27 protein-coding genes and 5 tRNA genes are annotated in these 23,391 nt (G+C 47.8%); 31 read left to right on the top strand and 1 reads right to left on the bottom strand.

Annotated features, from left to right (window positions below; genetic code table 11):
• Positions 1-5: 5 nt before the first annotated feature.
• The 12 genes from hisC to tatC all read left to right on the top strand — a co-directional run bounded on the left by hisC (position 6) and on the right by tatC (position 7,699).
• On the top strand, positions 6-1,070 hold the full coding sequence (gene hisC, locus LPA26_RS08600; protein WP_229007993.1) for a histidinol-phosphate transaminase: 1,065 nt from the start codon (positions 6-8) through the stop codon (positions 1,068-1,070).
• Between the two features lie 217 nt (positions 1,071-1,287).
• Positions 1,288-2,172: a 3-hexulose-6-phosphate synthase gene (gene hxlA / locus LPA26_RS08595; protein WP_229007992.1), complete on the top strand. Its 885-nt coding sequence runs from the start codon at positions 1,288-1,290 to the stop codon at positions 2,170-2,172.
• A gap of 152 nt (positions 2,173-2,324) precedes the next feature.
• A complete protein-coding gene (gene hisB, locus LPA26_RS08590; RefSeq protein ID WP_055830074.1) occupies positions 2,325-2,915 on the top strand; it encodes an imidazoleglycerol-phosphate dehydratase HisB in 591 nt (196 codons plus the stop codon).
• A 46-nt stretch (positions 2,916-2,961) separates the two neighbouring features.
• Positions 2,962-3,606, top strand: coding sequence for an imidazole glycerol phosphate synthase subunit HisH (gene hisH / locus LPA26_RS08585; RefSeq protein WP_229007991.1), 645 nt, complete (start codon positions 2,962-2,964; stop codon positions 3,604-3,606).
• A gap of 53 nt (positions 3,607-3,659) precedes the next feature.
• Positions 3,660-4,400: a 1-(5-phosphoribosyl)-5-[(5-phosphoribosylamino)methylideneamino]imidazole-4-carboxamide isomerase gene (hisA, locus tag LPA26_RS08580; protein ID WP_229007990.1), complete on the top strand. Its 741-nt coding sequence runs from the start codon at positions 3,660-3,662 to the stop codon at positions 4,398-4,400.
• The gene (gene hisF / locus LPA26_RS08575; RefSeq protein ID WP_229007989.1) at positions 4,400-5,164 is read left to right on the top strand and encodes an imidazole glycerol phosphate synthase subunit HisF; all 765 of its coding nucleotides are present in this window, start codon (positions 4,400-4,402) and stop codon (positions 5,162-5,164) included. Before hisA ends, hisF begins: the two co-directional genes overlap by 1 nt.
• Positions 5,161-5,544: a phosphoribosyl-AMP cyclohydrolase gene (hisI, locus tag LPA26_RS08570; RefSeq protein ID WP_229007988.1), complete on the top strand. Its 384-nt coding sequence runs from the start codon at positions 5,161-5,163 to the stop codon at positions 5,542-5,544. The genes hisF and hisI overlap by 4 nt, the downstream gene beginning before the upstream one ends.
• A complete protein-coding gene (locus LPA26_RS08565) occupies positions 5,537-5,854 on the top strand; it encodes a phosphoribosyl-ATP diphosphatase (protein ID WP_229007987.1) in 318 nt (105 codons plus the stop codon). Before hisI ends, LPA26_RS08565 begins: the two co-directional genes overlap by 8 nt.
• Positions 5,851-6,180 (top strand): histidine triad nucleotide-binding protein, encoded by a 330-nt coding sequence (locus LPA26_RS08560; RefSeq protein WP_229007986.1) that lies wholly within the window; start codon positions 5,851-5,853, stop codon positions 6,178-6,180. Before LPA26_RS08565 ends, LPA26_RS08560 begins: the two co-directional genes overlap by 4 nt.
• A 26-nt stretch (positions 6,181-6,206) precedes the next feature.
• Entirely contained in the window at positions 6,207-6,389 is a 183-nt protein-coding gene (gene tatA / locus LPA26_RS08555) for a Sec-independent protein translocase subunit TatA (protein ID WP_055830061.1), read from the top strand.
• 15 nt (positions 6,390-6,404) lie between these two features.
• A complete protein-coding gene (gene tatB / locus LPA26_RS08550; RefSeq protein ID WP_229007985.1) occupies positions 6,405-6,950 on the top strand; it encodes a Sec-independent protein translocase protein TatB in 546 nt (181 codons plus the stop codon).
• Between the two features lie 14 nt (positions 6,951-6,964).
• A complete protein-coding gene (tatC, locus tag LPA26_RS08545; protein WP_229007984.1) occupies positions 6,965-7,699 on the top strand; it encodes a twin-arginine translocase subunit TatC in 735 nt (244 codons plus the stop codon).
• A 1-nt stretch (position 7,700) separates the two neighbouring features.
• Here tatC and LPA26_RS08540 read toward each other — a convergent pair whose 3' ends face one another.
• Positions 7,701-8,861: a S1C family serine protease gene (locus LPA26_RS08540; RefSeq protein WP_229007983.1), complete on the bottom strand. Its 1,161-nt coding sequence runs from the start codon at positions 8,859-8,861 to the stop codon at positions 7,701-7,703.
• A 52-nt stretch (positions 8,862-8,913) separates the two neighbouring features.
• Between LPA26_RS08540 and LPA26_RS08535 the strand changes: the two genes are divergently transcribed.
• The 19 genes from LPA26_RS08535 (at position 8,914) to rpoB (ending at position 23,374) form a co-directional block, all read left to right on the top strand.
• A complete protein-coding gene (locus LPA26_RS08535; protein WP_229007982.1) occupies positions 8,914-9,660 on the top strand; it encodes a Nif3-like dinuclear metal center hexameric protein in 747 nt (248 codons plus the stop codon).
• Between the two features lie 116 nt (positions 9,661-9,776).
• Complete coding sequence (gene petA / locus LPA26_RS08530) at positions 9,777-10,397, top strand: ubiquinol-cytochrome c reductase iron-sulfur subunit (RefSeq protein ID WP_055830053.1); 621 nt, start codon at positions 9,777-9,779, stop codon at positions 10,395-10,397.
• 5 nt (positions 10,398-10,402) lie between these two features.
• Positions 10,403-11,692 carry a cytochrome bc complex cytochrome b subunit gene (locus tag LPA26_RS08525; RefSeq protein WP_055830051.1) on the top strand — a complete coding sequence of 430 codons (1,290 nt, stop codon included), beginning with the start codon at positions 10,403-10,405 and terminating at the stop codon, positions 11,690-11,692.
• Entirely contained in the window at positions 11,689-12,399 is a 711-nt protein-coding gene (locus LPA26_RS08520; protein WP_229007981.1) for a cytochrome c1, read from the top strand. Before LPA26_RS08525 ends, LPA26_RS08520 begins: the two co-directional genes overlap by 4 nt.
• Positions 12,400-12,463: 64 nt before the next feature.
• Positions 12,464-13,063 carry a glutathione S-transferase N-terminal domain-containing protein gene (locus LPA26_RS08515; protein ID WP_055830862.1) on the top strand — a complete coding sequence of 200 codons (600 nt, stop codon included), beginning with the start codon at positions 12,464-12,466 and terminating at the stop codon, positions 13,061-13,063.
• Between the two features lie 66 nt (positions 13,064-13,129).
• Positions 13,130-13,543 (top strand): ClpXP protease specificity-enhancing factor, encoded by a 414-nt coding sequence (locus tag LPA26_RS08510; protein ID WP_229007980.1) that lies wholly within the window; start codon positions 13,130-13,132, stop codon positions 13,541-13,543.
• Positions 13,544-13,682: 139 nt separating this feature from the next.
• Positions 13,683-13,758: transfer RNA gene (locus tag LPA26_RS08505), tRNA-Thr, on the top strand.
• Between the two features lie 63 nt (positions 13,759-13,821).
• Positions 13,822-13,906, top strand: a tRNA-Tyr gene (locus LPA26_RS08500).
• A 67-nt stretch (positions 13,907-13,973) separates the two neighbouring features.
• Positions 13,974-14,049: transfer RNA gene (locus LPA26_RS08495), tRNA-Gly, on the top strand.
• 21 nt (positions 14,050-14,070) lie between these two features.
• Positions 14,071-14,145, top strand: a tRNA-Thr gene (locus LPA26_RS08490).
• 153 nt (positions 14,146-14,298) lie between these two features.
• On the top strand, positions 14,299-15,489 hold the full coding sequence (gene tuf / locus LPA26_RS08485; RefSeq protein ID WP_229007977.1) for an elongation factor Tu: 1,191 nt from the start codon (positions 14,299-14,301) through the stop codon (positions 15,487-15,489).
• Between the two features lie 60 nt (positions 15,490-15,549).
• Positions 15,550-15,625 (top strand) — tRNA-Trp (locus tag LPA26_RS08480).
• Between the two features lie 55 nt (positions 15,626-15,680).
• The gene (gene secE / locus LPA26_RS08475) at positions 15,681-16,028 is read left to right on the top strand and encodes a preprotein translocase subunit SecE (protein WP_055831494.1); all 348 of its coding nucleotides are present in this window, start codon (positions 15,681-15,683) and stop codon (positions 16,026-16,028) included.
• Positions 16,028-16,567, top strand: a complete 540-nt coding sequence (gene nusG, locus LPA26_RS08470; RefSeq protein WP_055831496.1) for a transcription termination/antitermination protein NusG — start codon at positions 16,028-16,030, stop codon at positions 16,565-16,567. The genes secE and nusG overlap by 1 nt, the downstream gene beginning before the upstream one ends.
• A gap of 94 nt (positions 16,568-16,661) precedes the next feature.
• Complete coding sequence (rplK, locus tag LPA26_RS08465; protein WP_055831497.1) at positions 16,662-17,093, top strand: 50S ribosomal protein L11; 432 nt, start codon at positions 16,662-16,664, stop codon at positions 17,091-17,093.
• A 1-nt stretch (position 17,094) separates the two neighbouring features.
• Positions 17,095-17,781: a 50S ribosomal protein L1 gene (gene rplA / locus LPA26_RS08460; protein ID WP_055831499.1), complete on the top strand. Its 687-nt coding sequence runs from the start codon at positions 17,095-17,097 to the stop codon at positions 17,779-17,781.
• 270 nt (positions 17,782-18,051) lie between these two features.
• A complete protein-coding gene (rplJ, locus tag LPA26_RS08455) occupies positions 18,052-18,549 on the top strand; it encodes a 50S ribosomal protein L10 (protein WP_055831501.1) in 498 nt (165 codons plus the stop codon).
• Between the two features lie 33 nt (positions 18,550-18,582).
• Positions 18,583-18,960 carry a 50S ribosomal protein L7/L12 gene (gene rplL, locus LPA26_RS08450; RefSeq protein WP_055831503.1) on the top strand — a complete coding sequence of 126 codons (378 nt, stop codon included), beginning with the start codon at positions 18,583-18,585 and terminating at the stop codon, positions 18,958-18,960.
• Positions 18,961-19,201: 241 nt separating this feature from the next.
• Positions 19,202-23,374, top strand: coding sequence for a DNA-directed RNA polymerase subunit beta (rpoB, locus tag LPA26_RS08445; RefSeq protein WP_229007979.1), 4,173 nt, complete (start codon positions 19,202-19,204; stop codon positions 23,372-23,374).
• Positions 23,375-23,391: the final 17 nt, after the last annotated feature.

Here is a 23,391-nt window from a genome sequence, read left to right as displayed (position 1 = left end):
GGCAGATGAGTAAATTGTGGAGCCCGATCGTGCATACCCTGACACCCTATGTGCCAGGTGAGCAACCCAAGATTCAAAACCTGATCAAGCTGAACACCAACGAGAATCCGTACGGGCCGAGCCCCAAGGTGATTGCAGCATTGCAGGCTGAAGCGGCGGATAGCTTGCGCCTTTATCCTGATCCGGATTCCAGCCGTATGAAAGCCGCGATTGCTGAATATCATGGCTTGCAAGTCAATCAAGTATTTGTCGGTAATGGTTCCGATGAAGTATTGGCGCATGTGTTCCAGGCTTTGCTTAAGCACGATTCGCCGTTGCTGTTTCCTGATATCACTTACAGTTTTTATCCGGTGTATTGTGGTTTGTATGGCATTCAGTATGAAACCGTTCCGCTGAACGACCAGTTTGAAATTGATATTGACGATTATTCCCGCCCAAACGGCGGCATTATTTTCCCGAATCCGAATGCGCCAACAGGCATTCCACTGCCCTTGGCTGAGATTGAACGTTTACTGCAAGCCAATAAAGACTCGGTAGTTGTAGTTGATGAAGCTTATGTCGATTTTGGCACTGAATCAGCGGTAGCGTTAATAAAAAGCTATCCCAATTTGTTGGTAACGCATACATATTCAAAATCCCGCTCATTAGCCGGCCTTAGAGTGGGGTACGCTGTGGGCGATGCAAATTTGATTGAAGCCTTGATAAGGGTGAAAGATAGTTTCAACTCTTATCCTATTGATAGGTTCGCTGAAGCCGGAGCAGTTGCTGCTTTACAAGATGAAGCTTATTTCCAGCAAACACGACAACAGGTAATTGCTTCGCGCGAACAATTAATCACGCAAATGCAATCACTGGGCTTTGATATCTTGCCATCAGGTGCAAATTTTATCTTTGCACGTCATTCTCAACAGGCGGGTGAAGAAATCGCTGCAAAATTGCGCGAACATGCCGTGCTCGTCAGGCATTTCAAAAAACCTGCCAGAATTGCAGACTTTTTGCGAATCACGGTAGGGAATAACATGCAAATTGACGCATTGATACAGGCATTGAAATCATTTTTAAGTATCTGATGTCGCTAAAATCAAAGTATCAGCATCAATCTAACCGCTAACATCGCTTAAATGATTCTATCGCGGTACAAAAAAATGTGTCGCAATATTGTCATTTTGTTTGAAATACGGTTATGATGCACGCTATTGTACATAATGTGCAGTGAGGGTTGCGTTTGCATCATTGCTGCGCAAAAGTTCATTGGATTTAAAATAGAGCAAACTCGGAGGAAGAAAAATGGCACAAACCCAGATGGCATTAGACTCATTGGATTTTGACGCAACAATCGCTTTGGCGGCTAAAGTAGCGCCACATGTTGATATCCTGGAAATTGGTACACCTTGTATCAAGCATAACGGTATCGAACTGTTGAAAGCATTGCGTACTAAATTCCCTAACAACAAGATTTTGGTTGACCTGAAAACCATGGATGCTGGCTTCTACGAAGCTGAGCCATTCTACAAAGCAGGTGCTGACATTTGTACCGTTTTGGGTACTGCTGATGCTGGTACGATCAAAGGTGTAATCGATGCTGCTAACAAATATGGCAAAGAAGCACAAATCGACCTGATCAACGTTAAAGACAAAAAAGCCCGCACTTTGGAAGTTGTTAAACTGGGTGCACACATCATTGGCGTGCATACAGGTTTGGATCAACAAGCTGCTGGCCACACTCCATTTGCTGACCTGGGCCTGGTTTCAGGCTTGAAAACAGGTGCTAAAGTATCTGTTGCTGGTGGTGTTAAAGCTGCAACGACTAAACAAGTAGTTGACGCTGGTGCTGACATCGTTGTTGCTGGTGCTGCTATCTATGGTGCTGCTGATCCTGCTGCTGCTGCTTCAGAAATCACTAAGATCGCTCATGGTGCTAGTACTTCTGCAAAAGGCGGTAACAAATTGCTGCCATGGATCATCGCTGCGGTTGCTGCAGTATTGGTATTTTCTTTGTTGGGCAAAAAATCTGAAGAAGCTGCACCTGCTGCTGAAACTCCAGTCACTGAAGAAGCTGCTCCAGCTGCTGAAGCGCCTGCTGCCGAAGCGCCAGTCACTGAAGAAGCTGCTCCAGCTGCAACAACTGAAGAAGCTGCACCTGCTGCAGAAGCTCCAGCTGCAACTAACTAATCTCCTTACTATCTCCGGATAGTAATCAGATTAAAAAGCAGTCCTTGCGGACTGCTTTTTTGTTTTTACACCACAGATTTTGCCAGGCCGTTAAGACTTGCTGTAAAATGCCTGTATTATTTGCTAAATCCCTGTGATTACCTTTTCCCACTATGTCACGCCAAGCTGAAGTTACGCGCAATACTCTCGAAACCCAAATTACTGTTGCGATCAACCTGGACGGTACAGGTCAGTCGGACTTAAAAAGTGGATTGGGCTTTCTGGACCACATGCTTGATCAAATTGCCCGTCATGGCATGATCGACTTGAAAGTGCACGCCAAAGGTGATTTGCATATTGACGGTCACCACACTGTGGAAGATATCGGTATCACCCTCGGTCAGGCTTTTTCAAAGGCGCTAGGTGATAAAAAAGGGATTACGCGCTATGGTCATAGCTATGTGCCATTGGATGAAGCATTAAGCCGCGTGGTGCTGGATTTATCCGGCCGTCCGGGACTGGAGTTTGACTGCAAGTTTGTGCGCGCAATGATAGGTGAGTTCGATGCCGACCTGTTCTACGAGTTTTTTCAGGGCTTCGTCAATCACTCACTGATCACACTGCACATTGATAACCTTAAAGGTCACAATGCGCATCACCAGGCCGAAACCATTTTCAAGGCATTTGGCCGTGCATTGCGCATGGCAATCACGCCTGATTTGCGCATGGCCGGTATGATGCCATCCACCAAAGGCTCGTTATAAAATCGCTTCTTACAAAGACGCTCGTTAAAAAGTTGATAGTCAAACCATGAATCGTTTGCAAGTGGCCGTTGTTGATTACGGCATGGGTAATTTAAGATCCGTGGCGAATGCCTTGAAGGCGGTGGCGCCAGAGGTGAGTATAGAGATCACCAGTGACCCGGAATTAATTGCTGCAGCTGAGCGTGTAGTGTTTCCCGGGCAAGGCGCGATGCCTGACTGTATACGTGAGCTGGATATGCGTGGTTTACGCCAGGCAGTGGTTGAAGCTACCCGTGAAAAGCCATTTTTTGGTATTTGTATCGGTTTGCAAATGCTGTTTGAGCATTCTGAAGAAGGCGGCGTGCCTGGTCTGGGTATTTATCCAGGCGAAGTGAAACGTTTCCCTGCCGATAAAATGGTGGATATCCAGGGTGCCAAATTAAAAGTGCCGCACATGGGTTGGAGCCAGGTGCACCAAGTCGATGAGCATGCCATGTGGCAAGATATTCCTGACCAGGCGCGCTTTTATTACGTGCATAGTTATTATGTAGACCCTGCCGAAGCGGCGCTAACCGCAGCGACAACGGCTTATCCGTTTGACTATACATGTGCGATTGCACGTGACAATGTGTTTGCCGTGCAATTCCACCCGGAAAAGAGTGCAGAATCAGGCTTGCAACTTTTACGTAATTTTGTAAACTGGAAACCATAAGTGCGTTTCCCTAAATTTTGTCCAAACCCGTTACATATCTACATTAAAACAGCATGTTAATTATCCCGGCAATTGATTTAAAAGATGGTCACTGCGTACGTTTGAAGCAGGGGCTGATGGAAGAGTCCACCGTATTTTCTGAAGACCCAGCGGCGATGGCCAGGCATTGGGTAGATCAGGGCGGCAAACGCTTGCACCTGGTTGATTTGAATGGCGCATTTGCCGGTAAACCGATTAATGAAAATGCGATTAAATCTATAGTGGCTGCAGTGGGAGGGGATATTCCTATCCAGCTTGGCGGTGGTATTCGTGATCTGGATACGATAGAGCGTTATCTGGATGACGGCATCAGTTATATCATTATTGGAACCGCTGCCGTCAAGAATCCGGGTTTCCTGCATGAAGCGTGTTATGCATTTCCTGGCCAGATCATGGTTGGCCTCGATGCTAAAGACGGTAAAGTTGCAGTAGATGGTTGGTCAAAATTGACTGGTCACGATGTGATTGACCTGGCAAAGAAATTTGAAGATTACGGTGTGGAAAGCATCGTCTACACTGATATTGGCCGGGACGGCATGCTCAATGGCGTGAATATTGAAGCGACTGTCGCTTTGGCGCAAGCCTTGACCATTCCAGTGATTGCCAGTGGTGGTGTTACCAATCTTGATGATGTGCGCAAATTATGCGCGGTGCAGGCTGAAGGTATTATCGGGACGATTACCGGTCGTGCAATTTATGAAGGCACTTTGGATTTCTCAGCAGCCCAGACCTTGGCCGATGAGCTTAGCGCGTAATGGGATGTGCTAAACGCATCATTCCCTGCCTGGATGTCACCAATGGCCGTGTGGTTAAAGGTGTTAACTTTCTTGAGCTGCGCGATGCCGGAGACCCGGTAGAAATTGCCCAGCGCTACAACGAGCAAGGGGCAGATGAACTGACCTTTCTCGATATCACCGCCAGTTCTGATGACCGCGACCTGATTCTGCATATTATCGAGCGTGTGGCAGAAAAAGTATTTATTCCGCTCACTGTCGGTGGTGGTGTGCGCAAAGTTGAAGACGTCAGGCGTTTATTGAATGCCGGTGCGGACAAAGTCAGTATCAATACAACTGCAGTGCTGAATCCCCAAGTGGTTGAAGATGCTGCGAGCCGTTATGGTTCACAATGTATCGTTGTTGCCATCGATGCCAAAAAAGTGGATAACAAGCCATTTGAGTGGGAAGTGTTTACCCACGGTGGCCGTAATGCTACCGGATTAGATGCTGTTGAATGGGCTCGCAAGATGGTCAACCTGGGTGCAGGCGAATTATTGGTCACCAGCATGGACCGCGACGGTACCAAGATCGGTTTTAATAATCCACTTAACAGAGCGATTAGTGATGCAGTAGCGGTGCCATTAATTGCATCCGGTGGTGTGGGTAACCTTCAGCATTTGGTGGATGGTGTGACACTGGGCGGTGCGGATGCGGTACTGGCCGCCAGCATTTTTCACTATGGTGAATACACGGTGCAGCAAGCGAAAGACTATATGCGTCAACACGGGTTGGAAGTGCGATGAACTGGATTGATCAAGTGGCCTGGACTGACGATGGTCTTGTGCCCGTGATTGCACAGGAACAGTCTTCAGGCAAGATTCTGATGTTTGCCTGGATGAACCGCGAAGCTTTACAGCTGACGCGCGAGACTGGTCATGCCGTGTATTTCTCGCGCTCGCGCAACAAACTCTGGCACAAAGGTGAAGAGTCCGGGCATACGCAAATCGTGCACGATATCCGCCTTGATTGCGACAATGATGTGGTTTTGCTCACGGTTGAACAACAGGGTGGTATCGCCTGTCATACAGGAAGACACAATTGCTTTTTCCAACAGTTGCAAGGCGATGATTGGGTGACGGTTGAGCCTGTCATTAAAGACCCGAAAGCGATTTATCATGAGTGATGTACTAGATCGGCTGTCTGAATTAATGGAGCAGCGCAAATCTTCTGATCCTGCATCTTCATATGTGGCCAGACTGTATGCCAAAGGCCTGGACAGTATCCTGAAGAAAATTGGTGAGGAAGCGACCGAAACTGTGATTGCTGCTAAAGGTGGCAATGCTGATGAAATCGTTTATGAAACCGCAGATTTGTGGTTCCATACATTGGTGATGCTGAGCCATGTCGGTTTGAGCGCGCAGGATGTACTGAATGAACTGGCACGTCGCGAAGGTTTGTCGGGTATTGCGGAGAAAGCGAGCAGGTCAGAATGAATGCAGACTGTATTTTTTGCAAGATCGTGGCTGGTAACATTCCTTCAAAAACTATTTATGAGGACGGTAATGTCATTGCGTTTCATGACATCCGTCCCATGGCTAAAACGCATTTTTTGATTGTGCCGAAAAAGCATATCGAAACATTGAAAGACTGTACTGTTGAAGATCAGGATTTGCTGGGCGGAATGATGTTGCTGGCGCCAAAACTGGCGGCGGATCAAGGCTTGGTAGGATACAAAACGTTGATGAATGTGGGCCGTGAAGGTGGGCAGGAAGTGTTCCATATTCATTTGCATGTCTATGGTGGCGGTGCAGCGGCGTAAGCGCTACCTGGTTAGAGGAGATTGTGATGGGAAGCTTTAGTTTATGGCATTGGTTGATCGTGTTGCTGATTGTGGTACTGGTATTTGGTACTAAGAAACTGCGCAATATTGGTAGTGATGTAGGTGGCGCGGTGAATGAGTTCAAAAAAGCCGTGAATGACGGTAAAGGCGAATCCAAGCCCGACGAGTTGTCTGACAGAAATAAATAACGACAGCGATTCATTGTGTTTGATATTTCTTTTTCCGAAATGGTGGTGATTGCTATTGTCGCATTGATAGTGATCGGGCCGGAAAAACTGCCAAAAGTCGCCCGCACTGCGGGCGCTTTTTTTGGGCGCTTGCAGCGCTTTGTGACGCAAGTTAAAGACGAAGTGAATCGTGAATCGCGCTTTGCAGAATTGCAGAAATTGCAGGAGGAGGTGCAGTCCAGCCTGCAGCAAAATTATGCCGATATTGAGCAAAGTATTCTGCCGCCAACATCACAAGTGAACGAGCCAGCCTCGGTGCAGGGCGTAAAAAAGCCGCGCAAACCCCGTCAGGCGAAAGTAAAGAATTTAACATCAGAACAAGCTGTCATCAAACCACCTCGGCGTTCTAAAGCGGCAGATGAGCTTAATCAGTCAGCCACTGTGGAAGGTGCTACTTCAGAAGGTAGTGCTACTCCAGAAAGTTTGGCACCTGGTAGTGCAGGTGTTCCTCGTCCACGCAAAACAAAGCCGAAAGCTACTGCTGATACTGCCGATATGTTTACCGATGAACATAAATCTTAAGTAATTGTTCATTCATGACGCCTACCGAAAACTTTATCTCCCACCTGATTGAATTGCGCAACCGTCTGTTGCGTGCCGTGATCGGTTTGCTGCTTATATTTGTCGGCCTGTTTCCGTTTGCCGATAAGTTATATAGCCTATTGGCCGCGCCACTTCTGGCTAAATTGCCACAGGGGGCGCAAATGATTGCCACGGCTGTCACTACACCATTCTTTGTGCCAATGAAAGTGACCATGCTGGCGGCGTTCTTGGTTGCTTTGCCTTGGATTCTTTACCAGTGCTGGGCATTCGTGGCACCAGGTTTATATGCGCACGAAAAGCGCATGATGCTGCCTTTGCTGGTTGCATCGCTGTTCCTGTTTTTTATTGGCATGGCATTCGCCTATTTCGCGGTTTTCCCAGTGGTATTCGGATTTTTAATCGGCAGTGCACCACAAGGCGTGGCGGTGATGACCGATATTGCGGAGTACCTGGATTTTGTCATCGGCCTATTTATGGCTTTTGGTTTTGCATTTGAAGTGCCGGTCGCTGTTGTGCTGATGGCATTGATGGGTTGGGTTACACTGGAGCAACTGAAAGAGGCGCGCGGCTATGTGGTTGTCGGTGCCTTTGTGGTGGGAGCGATCTTTACACCACCGGATATTGTTTCCCAGTTTATGCTCGCCATTCCATTATGGATACTATACGAATCTGGATTGCTGGTAGTGCGCTGGTTGCCACCGAGAACCAGCGATCCAACTTCTGTATAAGTTATTTCGGTATCTTATTCGGAAGTGGGCGTTTACCCACGACAAGGTCGATATCCATTTTTTTACCCGTACGCAGAATAGATAAAGTCGCTTTCTCCCGTGGTTTGAGCATAGCGATAATATTCAACATCGACTGACTATCGGTCACCGGTTTTTTGTCGATGGCTGTGAGGATGTCGCCAGGACGTAAGCCGGCTTTATCCGCTGGGCTATCAAGCAACACACCCGCAATCAGAGAGCCATCAATATTTTTTAAATTAAACGATTCGGCAAGCTCAGGTGTAATGTCCTGCGCCTCAATGCCTATCCAGCCTCGTGTCACCGATCCACTGGAAGTAATTTGTTCCATGACTTGCTGGGCGATGCTGACCGGAATCGCAAAGCCTATGCCCATGCTGCCGCCATTGCGCGAATAAATGGCACTGTTGATGCCGATCAGGTTGCCGTTGATATCAATCAAGGCGCCACCGGAGTTACCAGGGTTGATAGAAGCATCCGTCTGGATAAAATTCTCAAACGTATTAATGCCTAGATGGTTGCGGCCAAGTGCGCTGATAATCCCTTGGGTGACCGTTTGACCAACGCCGAACGGATTGCCAATCGCCAGCACCACATCGCCAACCTTCATTTGTTCGCTATTGCTGAATGTAATCGCAGGTAAGTTCTTACGGTCGATTTTTAGCACGGCGACATCAGTCTCAGGATCTGTACCAACCACTGTGGCGGAAGACTTGCTGCCATCACTTAAGGCCACTTCGATCTGGTCCGCCGAACTGATCACATGATTATTGGTAAGAATCAGCCCATCAGCACTCACAATCACGCCACTGCCTAAGCTGTTTTCAGGCTGTTCATCTTCTTCTTCCATTTCTTCCCCGAAAAAATGGCGGAACAAGGGATCATTTTTTAAAGCGCGGTGCGGATCCTGGCTGATACGTGCAGTGGTGAAGATATTGACCACAGAAGGTGTCGCTTTGCTTACTGCGCTGCGATAGCCTGCTTTTGCGATGGCTGCGGTTTGAATGCCGGAGTTGGATTCTTTAATGATGACCTTCTGATTGCTCGGCTGCATCAGCAGGTTAGGATAAAATAATTTCATCACAAACAGAATACCGAGGCAGACGGTGACTGCTTGTGAGAAGATAGTCCAGAGTTGTCGCATGGCGGCCAGAAAAAGGTTGTCTTAATAGTTGATTAGTATATGAGAGTCAGAGATGGAATTGAATCGTCTTGTTAGTGAATTAGCTAATTTTTTGCAAGTTGTCAGATTTCAGGACTATTGCCCGAATGGATTGCAGGTGGAAGGGCGGCGAGAAGTGCGGCGCATCGTCACCGGCGTCACGGCCAGCCAGGCATTGATTGATGCTGCGATTGAAGCGGACGCAGATGCAATCCTAGTGCATCATGGTTATTTCTGGCGCGGCGAGCCTGCTGAAATCACAGGAATGAAGCGAAACCGTCTCAAGCAGTTATTGACTCACGACATCAGCTTGCTCGCTTACCATTTGCCTTTGGATGCGCACACCGACGTTGGCAACAATGTGCAGCTGGGTAAAGTGTTGGGCTGGCCGATAGTGCGCTACCTTGATGATAAAAACATGCTGCCGATGACAGTGTTGCCTGACGATATTTCGCTGCAACAACTAAGCAATCATGTCAGCAAGCAGTTAAACCGCCAGGCGCAACTCCTGGGCGAGCCTGACCGGCAAGTGCGCACAGTTGCCTGGTGCACTGGCGCAGCGCAGTCCTATATTCAGCAAGCAGTGACAGCCAATATTGATGTGTTCCTCAGTGGTGAAGTTTCCGAGCCTACCTGGCATACTGTGCAGGAAACCGGCACCGCGTATATTGCAGCCGGACACCATGCCACAGAACGCTACGGAATTCAGGCATTAGGGCAATGGTTGGCAGAAAATTACGCAATTGAGCACATTTTCATTGAAGTCGAAAACCCTATTTAATTTATTAATATCAATCACTTATTGAATTAAATTTGGCTTGTGTATGCGGAAAATGTATAATCGCGACTCAAGTTTTGATCACACTGTTACCTCACAAGGGTAGATTAAGGAAGCCAATGTCAGAAAACAAAATTGACAGCAACTGTTTGTCGTTTTGCGCGCCATCTGAGGTGGATTTGCAAAAACGCGACTTTTTGGTGAAAGCAACTGCTGCCACCGGTGCTGTCGGTGTCGCTGCTGTGGCGGTGCCATTTGTCGGCAGTATGTTGCCTAGTGAGCGTGCCAAAGCCGCTGGTGCACCAGTTGAAGTAGATATCAGCAAGCTGAAACCAGGCGAAAAAATGACGGCCGAATGGCGCGGTCAGCCGGTGTGGATTGTGCGCCGCTCGCCTGAAATGATGGCCATATTGGACAAGCATGATGGGGATTTGTCTGATCCTAATATGGAAGTGCCACAGCAGCCTGAATATTGTAAAAACAAGGCGCGCGCGATTAAACCAGAGTTTGCGGTGATGTTGGGTACATGTACGCATCTGGGTTGTTCGCCTAATGACAATTTTGCGCAAACAGCAGACTGGCCGGGTGGTTTTGTATGTCCATGCCACGGGTCCAAGTTTGACCTGACTGGCCGGGTATTCAAAGGCTCGCCAGCACCAACCAATCTGGTTGTTCCGCCACACCAATATCTGACAGAAACCACCATTTTGATTGGTGATGACAAAAAGGCGGAGGCTTAAATATCATGGCAACTAATAAAAATACAATTGCCGCTGGTTTGCTGGACTGGGTTGATGCCAGATTCCCACTGACCAGTACTATCAAAGGACACCTTACCGAGTATTACGCACCAAAAAATTTCAACTTCTGGTATTTCTTCGGTTCATTGGCTTTATTAGTATTGGTGCTGCAAATCGTCACCGGTATTTTCCTGACCATGAACTACAAACCGGATGCTGAATTGGCATTTGCTTCGGTGGAATACATCATGCGGGACGTGTTTGGCGGAAACATTATTCGTTATATGCACTCGACTGGCGCCTCCATGTTTTTTGTGGTGGTTTACCTGCATATGTTCCGTGGCATTATCTATGGTTCATACAGAACGCCACGCGAACTGATCTGGCTGTTTGGTGTAGGTATTTTCCTGGTATTGATGGGTGAGGCGTTCTTCGGCTACCTGCTGCCATGGGGGCAAATGTCCTACTGGGGCGCGCAGGTGATTGTGAACCTGTTCTCTACCGTGCCGTTTATCGGTCCGGATTTATCAGAATGGTTGCGTGGTGACTACCTGGTGTCAGATGCGACATTGAACCGCTTCTTTGCATTCCACGTAATTGCGCTGCCATTGGTGCTGTTGGGTCTGGTAGCGGTGCATATTGTGGCTTTGCATGAAGTCGGTTCCAACAACCCTGACGGCGTGGAGATCAAAAAGCATAAAGACAAGGAAACCGGTATTCCACTGGATGGCATTCCTTTCCATCCATACTACTCAGTGAAAGATCTGGTGGGTGTGGTGGTGTTCCTGATGGTGTTCTTCGCTATCGTGTTTTTTATGCCGGAAATGGGTGGTTACTTCCTAGAGGCTAATAACTTCATTCCTGCTGATCCGCTGAAAACACCGGCACACATTGCACCGGTCTGGTACTTCACACCTTATTACTCCATCTTGCGTGCGGTGCCGCCTATCGGTATTTCACAATTCCCTGGGGTAGTGGCGATGGGCTTGTCAGTTGTTGCATTCGCTTTCCTGCCCTGGTTGGATAGAAGTCCGGTCAAGTCGATTCGCTACCGTGGCGCATTGTACAAGCGCTGGTTGACTGCTTTCGTCATTAGCTTTGTCATTCTGGGTTACCTGGGAACGGTTCCTGGCGATGTCTGGGGTCAATTCGGGCCATGGCTGGGACGCGCAGATCGTGCGACCGTGGTTGCCCGTATTTGTATGGTGATTTACTTTGCATATTTTGTATTAATGCCCTGGTACACCAAAAAGGACAAAACCAAACCAGTGCCGGAAAGGGTGACATACAAATGATAAAGAAATTATTTATTCAGGCATTTGCCAGTGTGGCATTGCTGGTTTCAGGCGTTGCTTTAGCAAATGAGGTGCATATTGATGTAACGGCACCGATTAACATGAGTGATAAAGCCTCTTTGCAGCGTGGGGCCAAGATTTTTGTGAACTACTGCCTCAACTGCCATAGTGCCAATTACATGCGTTACAACCGTTTGCAGGACATTGGCCTGACCGACAAGCAGATCAAGGATAACTTGCTGTTTGCCGGTGAGAAGGTTGGCGAGACCATGCGTGTCAGCATGAACCCGAAAGATGCCAAAAAATGGTTTGGTGCTGCACCTCCGGATTTAAGTGTGGAAGTGCGCGCACGTGGTGCTGACTGGGTGTATGCCTACTTGCGCAGTTTCTACAAGGATGACAGCCGTCCGACCGGCTGGAATAACCTGGTGTTTGATAAAGTGGCAATGCCACACGTGTTGTATGAGCTGCAGGGTGTGCAAGTGCTGGATCATGAAACACATACACTGAAACTGGAAAAAGCCGGTAAATTGAGTCCTGAAGAATACGACCAGTTTGCAGGTGATTTAACCAACTTTATGGCATTTATGGCTGAGCCTGCTAAACAATCCCGTCTGTGGCTTGGTGTAGCGGTGCTGCTGTTCTTGTCTGTGCTGTTAGTCTTGGTGAAGAAAATCAAAGCTGAATACTGGAAAGACATACGGTAAGCAGCAACCAAGTCCGACACCAGGGCCTTGGCCTTGGTGTCTTTTTTTATAGGGAAAAATGATTATGATGAGATTGTATTCGGGCACTGTCGATCCTTACAGCCACCGTTGCCGTATCGTGCTGTTTGAAAAGGGTATGGACTTTGAAGTCATTGATGTTGACCTCACCAACAAAACTGAAGACCTCGCCATACTGAATCCTTACGGCGAAGTGCCGGTGCTGGTAGAGCGTGACCTGGTATTGTCAGAAGCCAATATTATTAATGAGTACATAGACGAACGCTTTCCGCATCCGCAACTGATGCCGGCTGACCCGGTTATGCGCGCCCGTGCACGTTTGTATCTTTATAACTTTGAAAAAGATCTGTTTAACCACATTAAAGATATCGAATCTGGCGAAGATGAAAGAGTTGAGCGCGCACGCAAAGTGATACGCGATAATCTGACACAACTGGTGCCGATTTTCAGCAAGCAAAACTACTTGATGGGTGATGAATACTCCATGCTGGATGTCGCCATTACACCATTGTTATGGCGCTTGGGTCATTACGGCATTGAATTGCCTAACCAGGCTGCACCATTGCTGAAATATGCAGAGCGTTTGTTCTCCCGCCCTATGTATGCCGAAGCAATGACCCCTTCTGAAAAGGCCATGCGCAAGTAATTTTTAGTTCGCATATACACAGCGCGGTGATATTTTCCCGCGCTGTTTTTCCAAGGAAAAGTCAGTATGAGCACATTGATTCCAACCACTGCCTATTTAATACGCGCGATACATGAATGGTGTGTCGATAATGCATTGACGCCACATCTGTTGGTGAAGGTGGACGCGCATACGCGTGTGCCAATGGCGTTTGTGAAAAATGGTGAAATCGTACTGAATATTAACTACACCGCAGTGAAAGATCTGCATATTGATAATGATGCGGTGGTGTTTTCAGCGCGTTTCAGTGGCGTCGCCCAGCATATTTATGTGCCGATTGGGCGTGTAGCAGGCGTATTTGCCCGGGAAAACAGTCAGGGCATGTTCTTTGAAGTTGCAGATGGCAATGCGCCTGAGCCATCAAGAAGCGCAGAACTGCCCAAGCCTGAAACATCCGAGCCTGGTACTCCAAAAAAATCCCACCTTAAAGTCGTCAAGTAAGTTTACGTATTTGTAAAAAACCTGCCATCACAATAATGGCACATTGATGATGCACAATCTTTTTGGCCGAGAATAAAAAATTTCTCAAAGCACTAGATAAAACTAATAAAAAAGTGCTATAGTTGCGCCTTTCCGAAATGCCGGGTTAGCTCAGTTGGTAGAGCAGCGCACTTGTAATGCGAAGGTCATCAGTTCGATTCCGATACCCGGCACCATAGATTTAAATACAGTTAGCATTGACGCTGATTGAATTAGCCGCGATAATCGCGGTCGATTTTGGAGGGGTGGCCGAGTGGTTAAAGGCGACGGACTGTAAATCCGTTCTCTCAGAGTACGCTGGTTCGAATCCAGCCCCCTCCACCAAATTACTGTCTGTGGGCTTTGAGTAAAAGCGGGATGGTGAGAGCCTTCCTTGGGTGTTCTGCATATTGCGGGTGTAGCTCAGTTGGTAGAGCACTTGCCTTCCAAGCAAGATGTCGCGAGTTCGAACCTCGTCGCCCGCTCCAACAGCAATGATTGCATGAAGCGCCCATGTGGCTCAGTGGTAGAGCACTCCCTTGGTAAGGGAGAGGTCGCGGGTCCGATTCCCGCCATGGGCACCAGTTTTGCTCTATGAAGACATAGGCTTCGTAACATAGGGCTTAATAGCATCTGTGGTTAAGTAGTGGCGTTTCAGGATGGTGTCATCCGCGTCGCGTAATTTGTGAATAACACAATTATTTATTGGCATTTCAGTATCAATAAAGGAAAACATCATGGCAAAAGGCAAATTCGAACGTACCAAGCCACACGTGAACGTTGGTACGATTGGTCACGTTGACCACGGTAAGACAACATTGACAGCGGCTATCACCACTGTATTGACTAAGAAATTTGGTGGTGAAGCGAAGGCTTACGATCAGATTGACGCGGCGCCAGAAGAAAAAGCACGTGGTATTACCATTAACACAGCGCACGTTGAGTACGAGACAGCTAACCGTCACTACGCCCACGTTGACTGTCCAGGTCACGCCGACTATGTAAAAAACATGATTACCGGTGCTGCCCAGATGGACGGCGCAATCCTGGTATGTTCAGCTGCTGACGGCCCGATGCCACAAACACGTGAGCACATCCTGTTGGCACGCCAAGTTGGTGTTCCATACATCATCGTGTTCCTGAACAAAGCAGACATGGTTGATGATGCTGAGTTGTTAGAGCTGGTTGAAATGGAAGTGCGTGAATTGCTAAGCAAATACGACTTCCCGGGTGATGACACACCAATCATCCACGGTTCAGCTAAGCTGGCTTTGGAAGGCGACCAATCAGAGATCGGCGAACCAGCCATCTTCAGACTGGCTGAAGCTTTAGACAGCTACATCCCAATGCCAGAGCGTGCCATCGACGGTACCTTCCTGATGCCAGTAGAAGATGTATTCTCTATCTCAGGCCGTGGTACTGTAGTAACAGGCCGTATCGAGCGTGGTATTGTTAAAGTTGGTGACGAAATCGAAATCGTTGGTATCAAGCCAACGGTTAAGACGACATGTACCGGTGTTGAAATGTTCCGTAAACTGCTGGATCAAGGTCAGGCAGGCGACAACGTAGGTGTATTGCTGCGTGGTACAAAACGTGAAGATATCGAACGTGGTCAAGTATTGTCAAAATCAGGTTCAATCAAGCCACACACTAAATTCACAGCAGAGATCTACGTGTTGGGTAAAGATGAAGGTGGTCGTCATACACCATTCTTCAACGGCTACCGTCCACAGTTCTACTTCCGTACGACTGACGTGACTGGTGCAGTTGAATTGCCAGCAGGTACCGAAATGGTGATGCCAGGTGATAACGTTTCTATCTCGGTAGCGCTGATTGCGCCAATCGCGATGGAAGACGGCTTGCGCTTTGCTATCCGTGAAGGTGGCCGTACCGTTGGTGCTGGCGTCGTCGCTAAAATCATCGAGTAATTAGATTTAATCGAGTAAAACCTGCACTACAACCCGTGCAGGTTTTACATTAAAGAGTACAGGCCAATAGCTCAATTGGTAGAGTATCGGTCTCCAAAACCGAGGGTTGGGGGTTCGAGACCCTCTTGGCCTGCCAAACACCTAGTAGCTGATATCCAGTGATAGAGTGTGAAAAATATAAAGTTAAGGTTATGATCGATAAAATCAAACTGGCTTTGTCCCTGTTGTTGCTGGCTGTGGGGATTGCCGGTTTTTATCTTTTAGAAGATAAAGCAATGGTTGTTAGAATACTTGCCGTCCTGGCAGGTATTGTCGCGTCTGTAGCGGTGGCATGGACTGCCCCGCAAGGAAAACAGGCGCTTAGCTTTTTTAATGAGTCGATTGCGGAAGCAAAACGTGTTGTTTGGCCAACGCGTCAGGAAACCATGCAAACCACACTGGCAGTGATTGTGCTGGTAATGATTATGGCTGCATTCCTGGCGTTGGTAGATATCGGTTTTGCTTACATGGTGCAATGGATTATGGGTCGAGGTGCTTAATGTCATCAATGCGTTGGTATGCAGTTCAAGCGTTCTCCGGCATGGAAAAATCCGTTAAAGCCGGTTTGGAAGAGCGTATTGTAAGGGCTAACTTACAAGATCAATTTGGTGACATTCTGGTGCCGGTTGAAGAGGTTGTTGAGATGAAGGGTGGTCAAAAGACCATCTCAGAGCGTCGCCTGTACCCGGGTTATGTACTGGTGCAGATGGAAATGACAGACCAGAGCTGGCATTTGGTAAAAAGCACACCACGTGTAACTTCTTTCATTGGTGGCTCAGCGCAACGTCCTACTCCTATTAAAGATAAAGAAGTTGAGATTATTCTGCGTCGTATGGATGACAGTAAGTCAAATCCGACACAGAAAATGACCTTCGAAAAAGGCGAGAGCGTGCGCGTGATCGACGGTCCATTTAAGGATTTCTCAGGTAGTGTCGAAGAGATCAATTACGACAAAAACAAAGTACGCGTTTCTGTAGTGATTTTTGGGCGTGCGACACCGGTTGAACTGGATTTTGCGCAGGTCGAAAAAGAAATCTAAGACATTGATTAGCAACAGTTTAGTAGTAAACGTTTAGTAGTAATTTTCAACGGGGAGCTCAAAAGAGCGCTTGTACCCATTTAAGGAGTCAAAAATGGCAAAGAAAGTCATTGGCTACATCAAGCTGCAGATCCCTGCAGGTAAAGCCAACCCAAGCCCACCAGTCGGTCCAGCACTGGGCCAACGTGGTTTGAACATCATGGAATTCTGTAAAGCGTTTAACGCTGCCACTCAAGGCGTTGAACCAGGTCTGCCAGTACCAGTCGTGATTACTGCGTTTGCTGACAAGAGCTTTACTTTTATCATGAAAACCCCGCCAGCAACGGTGCTGATTAAAAAAGCCGCCAAGCTGGAAAAAGGTTCTGCACGTCCTCATACAGACAAGGTTGGCAAAATCACTCGTGCGCAAGCTGAAGAAATTGCTAAAACAAAAATGCCTGACCTGACAGCGTCTGACATGGATGCTGCTGTACGTACCATCGCTGGTAGCGCACGCAGTATGGGTATCGAAGTGGAGGGTGTATAACATGGGTAAAAGAATTGATGCGTTGCGCGCGAAAATTGACCGCAACAAACTGTATCCAGTAAGTGATGCACTGAATCTGGTTAAAGAAGGCGCTGCTGCCAAATTTAACGAATCTGTTGATGCAGTAGTAAACCTGGGTATTGACCCACGTAAATCTGATCAGCTAGTTCGTGGCGCGATTGTATTGCCTAACGGTACCGGTAAGTCTGTACGCGTTGCTGTGTTTGCACAAGGCGCACAAGCGGAAGCGGCTAAAGCAGCTGGTGCGGACATCGTTGGTTTTGAAGACCTGGCTGAGCAAGTTAAAGGCGGCATGCTGGACTTTGATGTAGCGATTGCAACCCCTGATGCGATGCGTATCGTGGGTGCTCTGGGTCAAGTGTTGGGTCCACGTGGTTTGATGCCAAACCCAAAAGTAGGTACCGTGACACCTGATGCAGCGACTGCAGTTAAAAATGCTAAAGCTGGTCAAGTACAATACCGTACAGACAAAGGTGGTATCGTTCACTGCACTATTGGCCGTGCTTCATTCACTGTTGAACAGTTGCAAGGCAATCTGGCAGCATTGCTGGATGCATTGAACAAAGCTAAGCCAACAAGCTCCAAAGGTGTATACCTGAAAAAACTCTCCGTTTCCAGCACTATGGGTCCTGGCGTTCGTGTAGATCAAACTTCAGTAGCAGCTTAAGAATCAAGTCCTGATCCATCACGGATCAGGCAAGTACTTTGGGCTTGAGTCATCATTGAATTTAATGCGGACTCAAGAGCATCAAAGACCGTTGGTGTTTTACTTAATTGATAAATGCGTTGTGAGTGGGTGAGAAATCCTCTGCTGACAGGTATTTAAAAGCCAACGCAGATGGCGATCCCCGAAACAGGATATATCCATGCCCTGAACAAGGACGCCGTGAGTGGCTCGATGTGAGTCGGGCTTTCATTAACGGAAGGAGAACAGACCTTGAGTCTTAATCTTACAGAGAAAAAAGAAGTCGTTGCCGAGGTAATCGCACAAGTGGCGAATGCACAGTCAATCGTACTTGCCGAGTATCGTGGTATTGGCGTTGCCAATATGACGAAACTGCGTGCAGATGCGCGTGATGCAGGTGTATATCTGCGTGTGTTGAAAAATACCCTGGTTCGTCGTGCGGTAGAAGGGTCACCTTTTGCAGCATTGGCTGACGACATGGTTGGTCCACTCGTCTATGGTATTTCTGCAGACGCCGTGGCCGCTGCTAAAGTGATGAGCAACTTTGCCAAAAGCAATGATCAGTTCAAGCTAGTAGCAGGTGCGATGCCTAATGAGCGTCTGGATGCTGCCGGTGTGCAAGCATTAGCGTCTACATTGAGCCGCGAAGAGTTGCTGTCCAAACTGGCTGGTATGCTCAACGAAATCCCAACCAAGTTTGCTCGTGCCGTTGCAGCAGTACGCGACGACAAAGAAAAGCAAGCGGCTTAATTTTAATCAAATTTATTTTAGGAAATTATTATCATGGCAATTTCAAATGCTGATATTTTGGATGCAATCGGTAACAAAACCGTATTAGAACTGACCGCATTCATTAAAGAAATCGAAGAGAAGTTTGGTGTTTCTGCTGCTGCTGTTGCAGTTGCTGGTGGCGCTGCTGCCGGTGCTGCTGCACCTGCTGCTGCTGAGCAAACTGAATTCAATGTTATCTTGAACAGCGCTGGCGACAACAAAGTTAGCGTGATTAAAGCGGTTCGTGAATTGACTGGTCTGGGCTTGAAAGAAGCTAAAGACGTAGTTGACGGCGCACCTAAAGCAGTTAAAGAAGGCGTAAGCAAAGCTGACGCTGAAGCTGCTGTTAAGAAATTGATCGAAGCTGGCGCGACTGCTGAATTGAAATAATTCATCATTGTGCTACTGGCAGGGCTGACGGGCAACCGTCGGCCTTCGCCGTTTCTGGCGTTACAGATTATTAATAGCTGTCATTGTCAGTACAGGTGTTGTAAAAGTAGTGATGTGGCCGCATATAGTTAAGCTAGCGTAGTTAATTAAGTGGCTGTTTTTAAATGCGAAGTTAGATGTCAAAACATTGCAGTGGATGAAAAGTGTTTTGTCTTCTACCCTCAAAATCTCAGGAGACGCTATGAGCTATTCCTTTACCGAAAAGAAACGCATCCGCAAAAGCTTTGCTAAGCGCGACAGTGTTCAAGAGGTTCCGTACTTGCTGGCTATGCAGCTGGAATCTTACAAATCATTCCTGCAAGAAAATGTCGCAGTAGACCAACGTAAAGACCAAGGTCTGGAATCGACTTTCCGTTCCATTTTCCCTATCGTCAGCCATTCAGAGAATGCACGTCTGGATTATGTGAGCTACCAGTTGGGTGCAGAGCCGTTTGACGTCAAAGAATGTCAACAACGCGGCCTGACTTATGCCGTGCCATTGCGCGTTAAAGTCCGTTTGACCATCATGGACCGCGAAGCTTCCAAACCAACGGTGAAAGAAGTGAAAGAGCAAGAAGTGTACATGGGTGAATTGCCACTCATGACCGAAAACGGTTCTTTTGTCATTAACGGTACTGAGCGGGTCATCGTGTCCCAATTGCACCGTAGCCCGGGTGTGTTCTTTGAACATGACCGTGGTAAAACACACAGCTCCGGTAAACTGCTGTTCTCGGCACGTATTATTCCTTACCGTGGTTCATGGTTAGACTTTGAGTTTGACCCTAAAGATTACCTGTATTTCCGCGTTGACCGTCGCCGCAAAATGCCAGTGACGATTCTGCTGAAAGCATTGGGTTACAACCCTGAACAAATCCTGGAAACATTCCACGATACTGACACTTTCCATATTGGTCCTAAAGGCCTGGAATTTGAGTTGGTAGCTGATCGTCTGCGTGGCGAAATGGCTAAATTTGATATCGCTGATAAAGACGGTAACGTGCTGGTCGCTAAAGACAAGCGCGTAACAGTTAAACATATACGCGACATTGAAAAAGCCGGCATTAAAGCGATGGCTGTGCCGACTGACTTCATTATGGGTCGTGCGATTGCCAGAAATATTATCGATACAGACAGTGGTGAATTGATTGCTAACGCAAATGATGAAATCACTCCGGCTTTGCTGGAAAAACTGGTGGCTGCCAAAATCAGTGAGGTTGATACCATTTACACTAATGACCTGGATCACGGTGATTTCATTTCGCAAACTTTGCGTAGTGATGAAATCCCAGATCAGTACAGCGCCCGTGTAGCGATTTACCGCATGATGCGTCCTGGTGAACCACCGACCGAAGATGCAGTTCAAGCCTTGTTTAACGGTTTGTTCTTCTCTGAAGATCGTTACGACCTTTCTGTCGTTGGCCGCATGAAATTTAACCGTCGTGCTTACCCAACCAAGCTGGAAGATCGCTCTGCTGCCTGGATCCGCCGTTTCTATGAAAAAGTAGGTCCACAAGGTGACACTGGTGCCAATGTGTTGTCAAACGAAGACATCCTGGCAGTGATTGGTGTATTGATTGAGTTGCGCAATGGTCGTGGCGAGATTGACGATATTGATCACCTGGGTAACCGTCGTATCCGTTCAGTGGGTGAACTGGCTGAAAACCAGTTCCGTGCCGGTCTGGTGCGTGTTGAACGTGCTGTTAAGGAGCGTTTGTCACAAGCGGAATCTGAAAACCTGATGCCGCATGACTTGATCAACGCTAAACCAGTGTCTAGCGCGATCCGTGAGTTCTTTGGTTCCAGCCAGTTGTCACAATTTATGGACCAGACCAACCCATTGTCCGAGATCACGCATAAGCGCCGTATCTCAGCCCTGGGCCCAGGCGGTTTGACCCGTGAACGTGCAGGTTTCGAGGTGCGTGACGTACATACCACCCATTATGGCCGTGTATGTCCTATTGAAACGCCAGAAGGTCCAAACATTGGTTTGATCAACTCTTTGGCTTTGTATGCACGTACCAATGACTATGGTTTCCTTGAGACACCGTACCGTTTGGTTGAAGGCAACAAAGTCAGTGATCAGATCAACTTCCTGTCTGCGATTGAAGAAAGCCAATATGTGATTGCCCAGGCAAACACTGAAGTGGCAAAAGATGGCAGCTTCAAAGAAGACCTGATCTCTGCGCGTTTCCACAATGAATTTACGATGACGCAGCCGGAGCGCGTACAGTACATGGACGTGGCGCCAGGACAGATTGTATCTGTGGCGGCTTCACTGATTCCATTCCTGGAACACGATGACGCGAACCGTGCATTGATGGGCGCCAACATGCAACGCCAGGCTGTTCCTTGCCTGCGTGCTGAAAAAGCAGTGGTTGGTACCGGTATTGAACGTACGGTTGCGATTGACTCGGGTACTGTAGTTACTTCCCGTCGTGGCGGTATCGTCGATTATGTAGATTCAGGCCGTATTGTGATTCGTGTACACGATGCTGAAGCGCAAGCGGATGAAGTCGGTGTCGATATCTACAACCTGACCAAATACACACGTTCTAACCAGAACACCAATATCAACCAGCGTCCGTTGGTTAAAGTCGGTGATGTTATCTCTCGCGGTGACGTGGTGGCAGATGGTGCTTCAACTGACATGGGTGAATTGGCTTTAGGTCAAAACATGCTGGTAGGCTTTATGCCTTGGAACGGTTATAACTACGAAGACTCGATTTTGATTTCCGAGCGCGTGGTGGCTGATGACCGTTACACTTCAATTCACATTGAAGAGTTGTCAGTAGTGGCTCGTGATACCAAACTGGGACCTGAAGAGATTACCCGTGATATTTCAAACCTGTCCGAGCGTATGCTGGGTCGTTTGGATGACTCCGGTATTATCTATATCGGTGCTGAAGTCGAAGCCGGTGACGTGCTGGTTGGTAAAGTGACACCTAAAGGTGAAACCACTTTAACCCCAGAAGAAAAATTGCTGCGTGCGATTTTCGGTGAAAAAGCTTCTGACGTAAAAGACACTTCACTGCGCGTGCCTTCAGGCATGACCGGTACGGTGATCGACGTTCAGGTATTCACACGTGAAGGTATTGACCGTGATACCCGTGCACAGCAGATTATTGATGACCAACTGTCTCACTACAAAAAAGATCTGGGCGACCAGATGCGTATTGTGGAAGACGATACCTTTGGCCGTATCAGCCGTTTGTTAAATGGCAAAGCGGCTACCGGTGGTCCTAACAAACTGAAAAAAGGCGACAGCGTGACTGCTGAATACCTGGAAACAGTTGGCCGTTATGACTGGTTTGATATCCGCCTGAGCGACGAAGAAGCCGCACGTCAGCTGGAGCAGTTGAAAGACAGCTTGAGCCAGGCGCGTGTCGAATTTGATAACAAGTTCGAAGAGAAAAAACGTAAACTGACGCAGGGTGACGAATTGCCACCAGGCGTACAGAAAATGGTTAAAGTCTATCTGGCAGTGAAGCGTCGTATTCAGCCTGGTGACAAAATGGCGGGTCGTCACGGTAACAAGGGCGTGATCTCCAAAATTTGTCCGGTTGAAGATATGCCGCACATGGCTGACGGTACCCCATTGGATATCGTGTTGAACCCACTAGGCGTTCCTTCACGTATGAACATTGGCCAGATTCTGGAAACCCACTTGGGTTGGGCTGCTAAAGGTCTGGGCAAACGCCTGGGTGACATGTTGCAAGCTGAAGCGAAAGTGGCCGAAATCCGTAGCTTCCTCGATAAGATCTACAACAGCAGCACTGGCAAGAAAGAAGATATTGCTGGCCTGACAGATGTGGAAGTAATCGACCTGGCTACTAACCTGAAACACGGCGTGCCATTTGCAACCCCGGTATTTGACGGTGCAGCAGAGTCTGATATTCGTGCCATGCTGGATCTGGCTTTCCCGGATGAAGACGAGCACACCAAGAAACTGCAATTCCATGCTGGCAAAACACAGGTCAAATTGTTTGATGGCCGTACCGGTGATGCTTTCGAGCGTCCGGTCACTGTGGGTTACATGCACGTGCTGAAACTGCATCACTTGGTTGATGACAAAATGCATGCACGTTCTACTGGACCTTACAGCCTGGTCACACAGCAGCCATTGGGCGGTAAAGCGCAATTCGGTGGCCAACGTTTCGGTGAGATGGAGGTTTGGGCACTGGAAGCGTATGGTGCGTCATACACCTTGCAAGAGATGTTGACTGTGAAATCGGATGACGTGAATGGTCGTACTAAAGTGTACGAAAACATCGTCAAGGGTGAGCACAAAATTGATGCGGGTATGCCTGAATCATTCAATGTGTTGGTGAAAGAAATTCGTTCACTGGCCATTGATATCGATTTAGACCGTAATTAATCCCGCCATTAAGGAGA

It is taken from the genome of Methylophilus sp. Leaf408 (assembly GCF_916856905.1).
Classification (GTDB): Bacteria; Pseudomonadota; Gammaproteobacteria; order Burkholderiales; family Methylophilaceae; genus Methylophilus.
This window is presented reverse-complemented; position numbering and strand designations above follow the sequence as displayed.

Coding starts and splice junctions, on each gene's coding strand:
- hisC (WP_229007993.1), top strand. CDS start 6: ATGAGTAAATTGTGGAGCCCGATCGTGCATACCCTGACACCCTATGTG.
- hxlA (WP_229007992.1), top strand. CDS start 1,288: ATGGCACAAACCCAGATGGCATTAGACTCATTGGATTTTGACGCAACA.
- hisB (WP_055830074.1), top strand. CDS start 2,325: ATGTCACGCCAAGCTGAAGTTACGCGCAATACTCTCGAAACCCAAATT.
- hisH (WP_229007991.1), top strand. CDS start 2,962: ATGAATCGTTTGCAAGTGGCCGTTGTTGATTACGGCATGGGTAATTTA.
- hisA (WP_229007990.1), top strand. CDS start 3,660: ATGTTAATTATCCCGGCAATTGATTTAAAAGATGGTCACTGCGTACGT.
- hisF (WP_229007989.1), top strand. CDS start 4,400: ATGGGATGTGCTAAACGCATCATTCCCTGCCTGGATGTCACCAATGGC.
- hisI (WP_229007988.1), top strand. CDS start 5,161: ATGAACTGGATTGATCAAGTGGCCTGGACTGACGATGGTCTTGTGCCC.
- LPA26_RS08565 (WP_229007987.1), top strand. CDS start 5,537: ATGAGTGATGTACTAGATCGGCTGTCTGAATTAATGGAGCAGCGCAAA.
- LPA26_RS08560 (WP_229007986.1), top strand. CDS start 5,851: ATGAATGCAGACTGTATTTTTTGCAAGATCGTGGCTGGTAACATTCCT.
- tatA (WP_055830061.1), top strand. CDS start 6,207: ATGGGAAGCTTTAGTTTATGGCATTGGTTGATCGTGTTGCTGATTGTG.
- tatC (WP_229007984.1), top strand. CDS start 6,965: ATGACGCCTACCGAAAACTTTATCTCCCACCTGATTGAATTGCGCAAC.
- LPA26_RS08540 (WP_229007983.1), bottom strand. CDS start 8,861: ATGCGACAACTCTGGACTATCTTCTCACAAGCAGTCACCGTCTGCCTC.
- LPA26_RS08535 (WP_229007982.1), top strand. CDS start 8,914: ATGGAATTGAATCGTCTTGTTAGTGAATTAGCTAATTTTTTGCAAGTT.
- petA (WP_055830053.1), top strand. CDS start 9,777: ATGTCAGAAAACAAAATTGACAGCAACTGTTTGTCGTTTTGCGCGCCA.
- LPA26_RS08525 (WP_055830051.1), top strand. CDS start 10,403: ATGGCAACTAATAAAAATACAATTGCCGCTGGTTTGCTGGACTGGGTT.
- LPA26_RS08520 (WP_229007981.1), top strand. CDS start 11,689: ATGATAAAGAAATTATTTATTCAGGCATTTGCCAGTGTGGCATTGCTG.
- LPA26_RS08515 (WP_055830862.1), top strand. CDS start 12,464: ATGATGAGATTGTATTCGGGCACTGTCGATCCTTACAGCCACCGTTGC.
- LPA26_RS08510 (WP_229007980.1), top strand. CDS start 13,130: ATGAGCACATTGATTCCAACCACTGCCTATTTAATACGCGCGATACAT.
- tuf (WP_229007977.1), top strand. CDS start 14,299: ATGGCAAAAGGCAAATTCGAACGTACCAAGCCACACGTGAACGTTGGT.
- secE (WP_055831494.1), top strand. CDS start 15,681: ATGATCGATAAAATCAAACTGGCTTTGTCCCTGTTGTTGCTGGCTGTG.
- nusG (WP_055831496.1), top strand. CDS start 16,028: ATGTCATCAATGCGTTGGTATGCAGTTCAAGCGTTCTCCGGCATGGAA.
- rplK (WP_055831497.1), top strand. CDS start 16,662: ATGGCAAAGAAAGTCATTGGCTACATCAAGCTGCAGATCCCTGCAGGT.
- rplA (WP_055831499.1), top strand. CDS start 17,095: ATGGGTAAAAGAATTGATGCGTTGCGCGCGAAAATTGACCGCAACAAA.
- rplL (WP_055831503.1), top strand. CDS start 18,583: ATGGCAATTTCAAATGCTGATATTTTGGATGCAATCGGTAACAAAACC.
- rpoB (WP_229007979.1), top strand. CDS start 19,202: ATGAGCTATTCCTTTACCGAAAAGAAACGCATCCGCAAAAGCTTTGCT.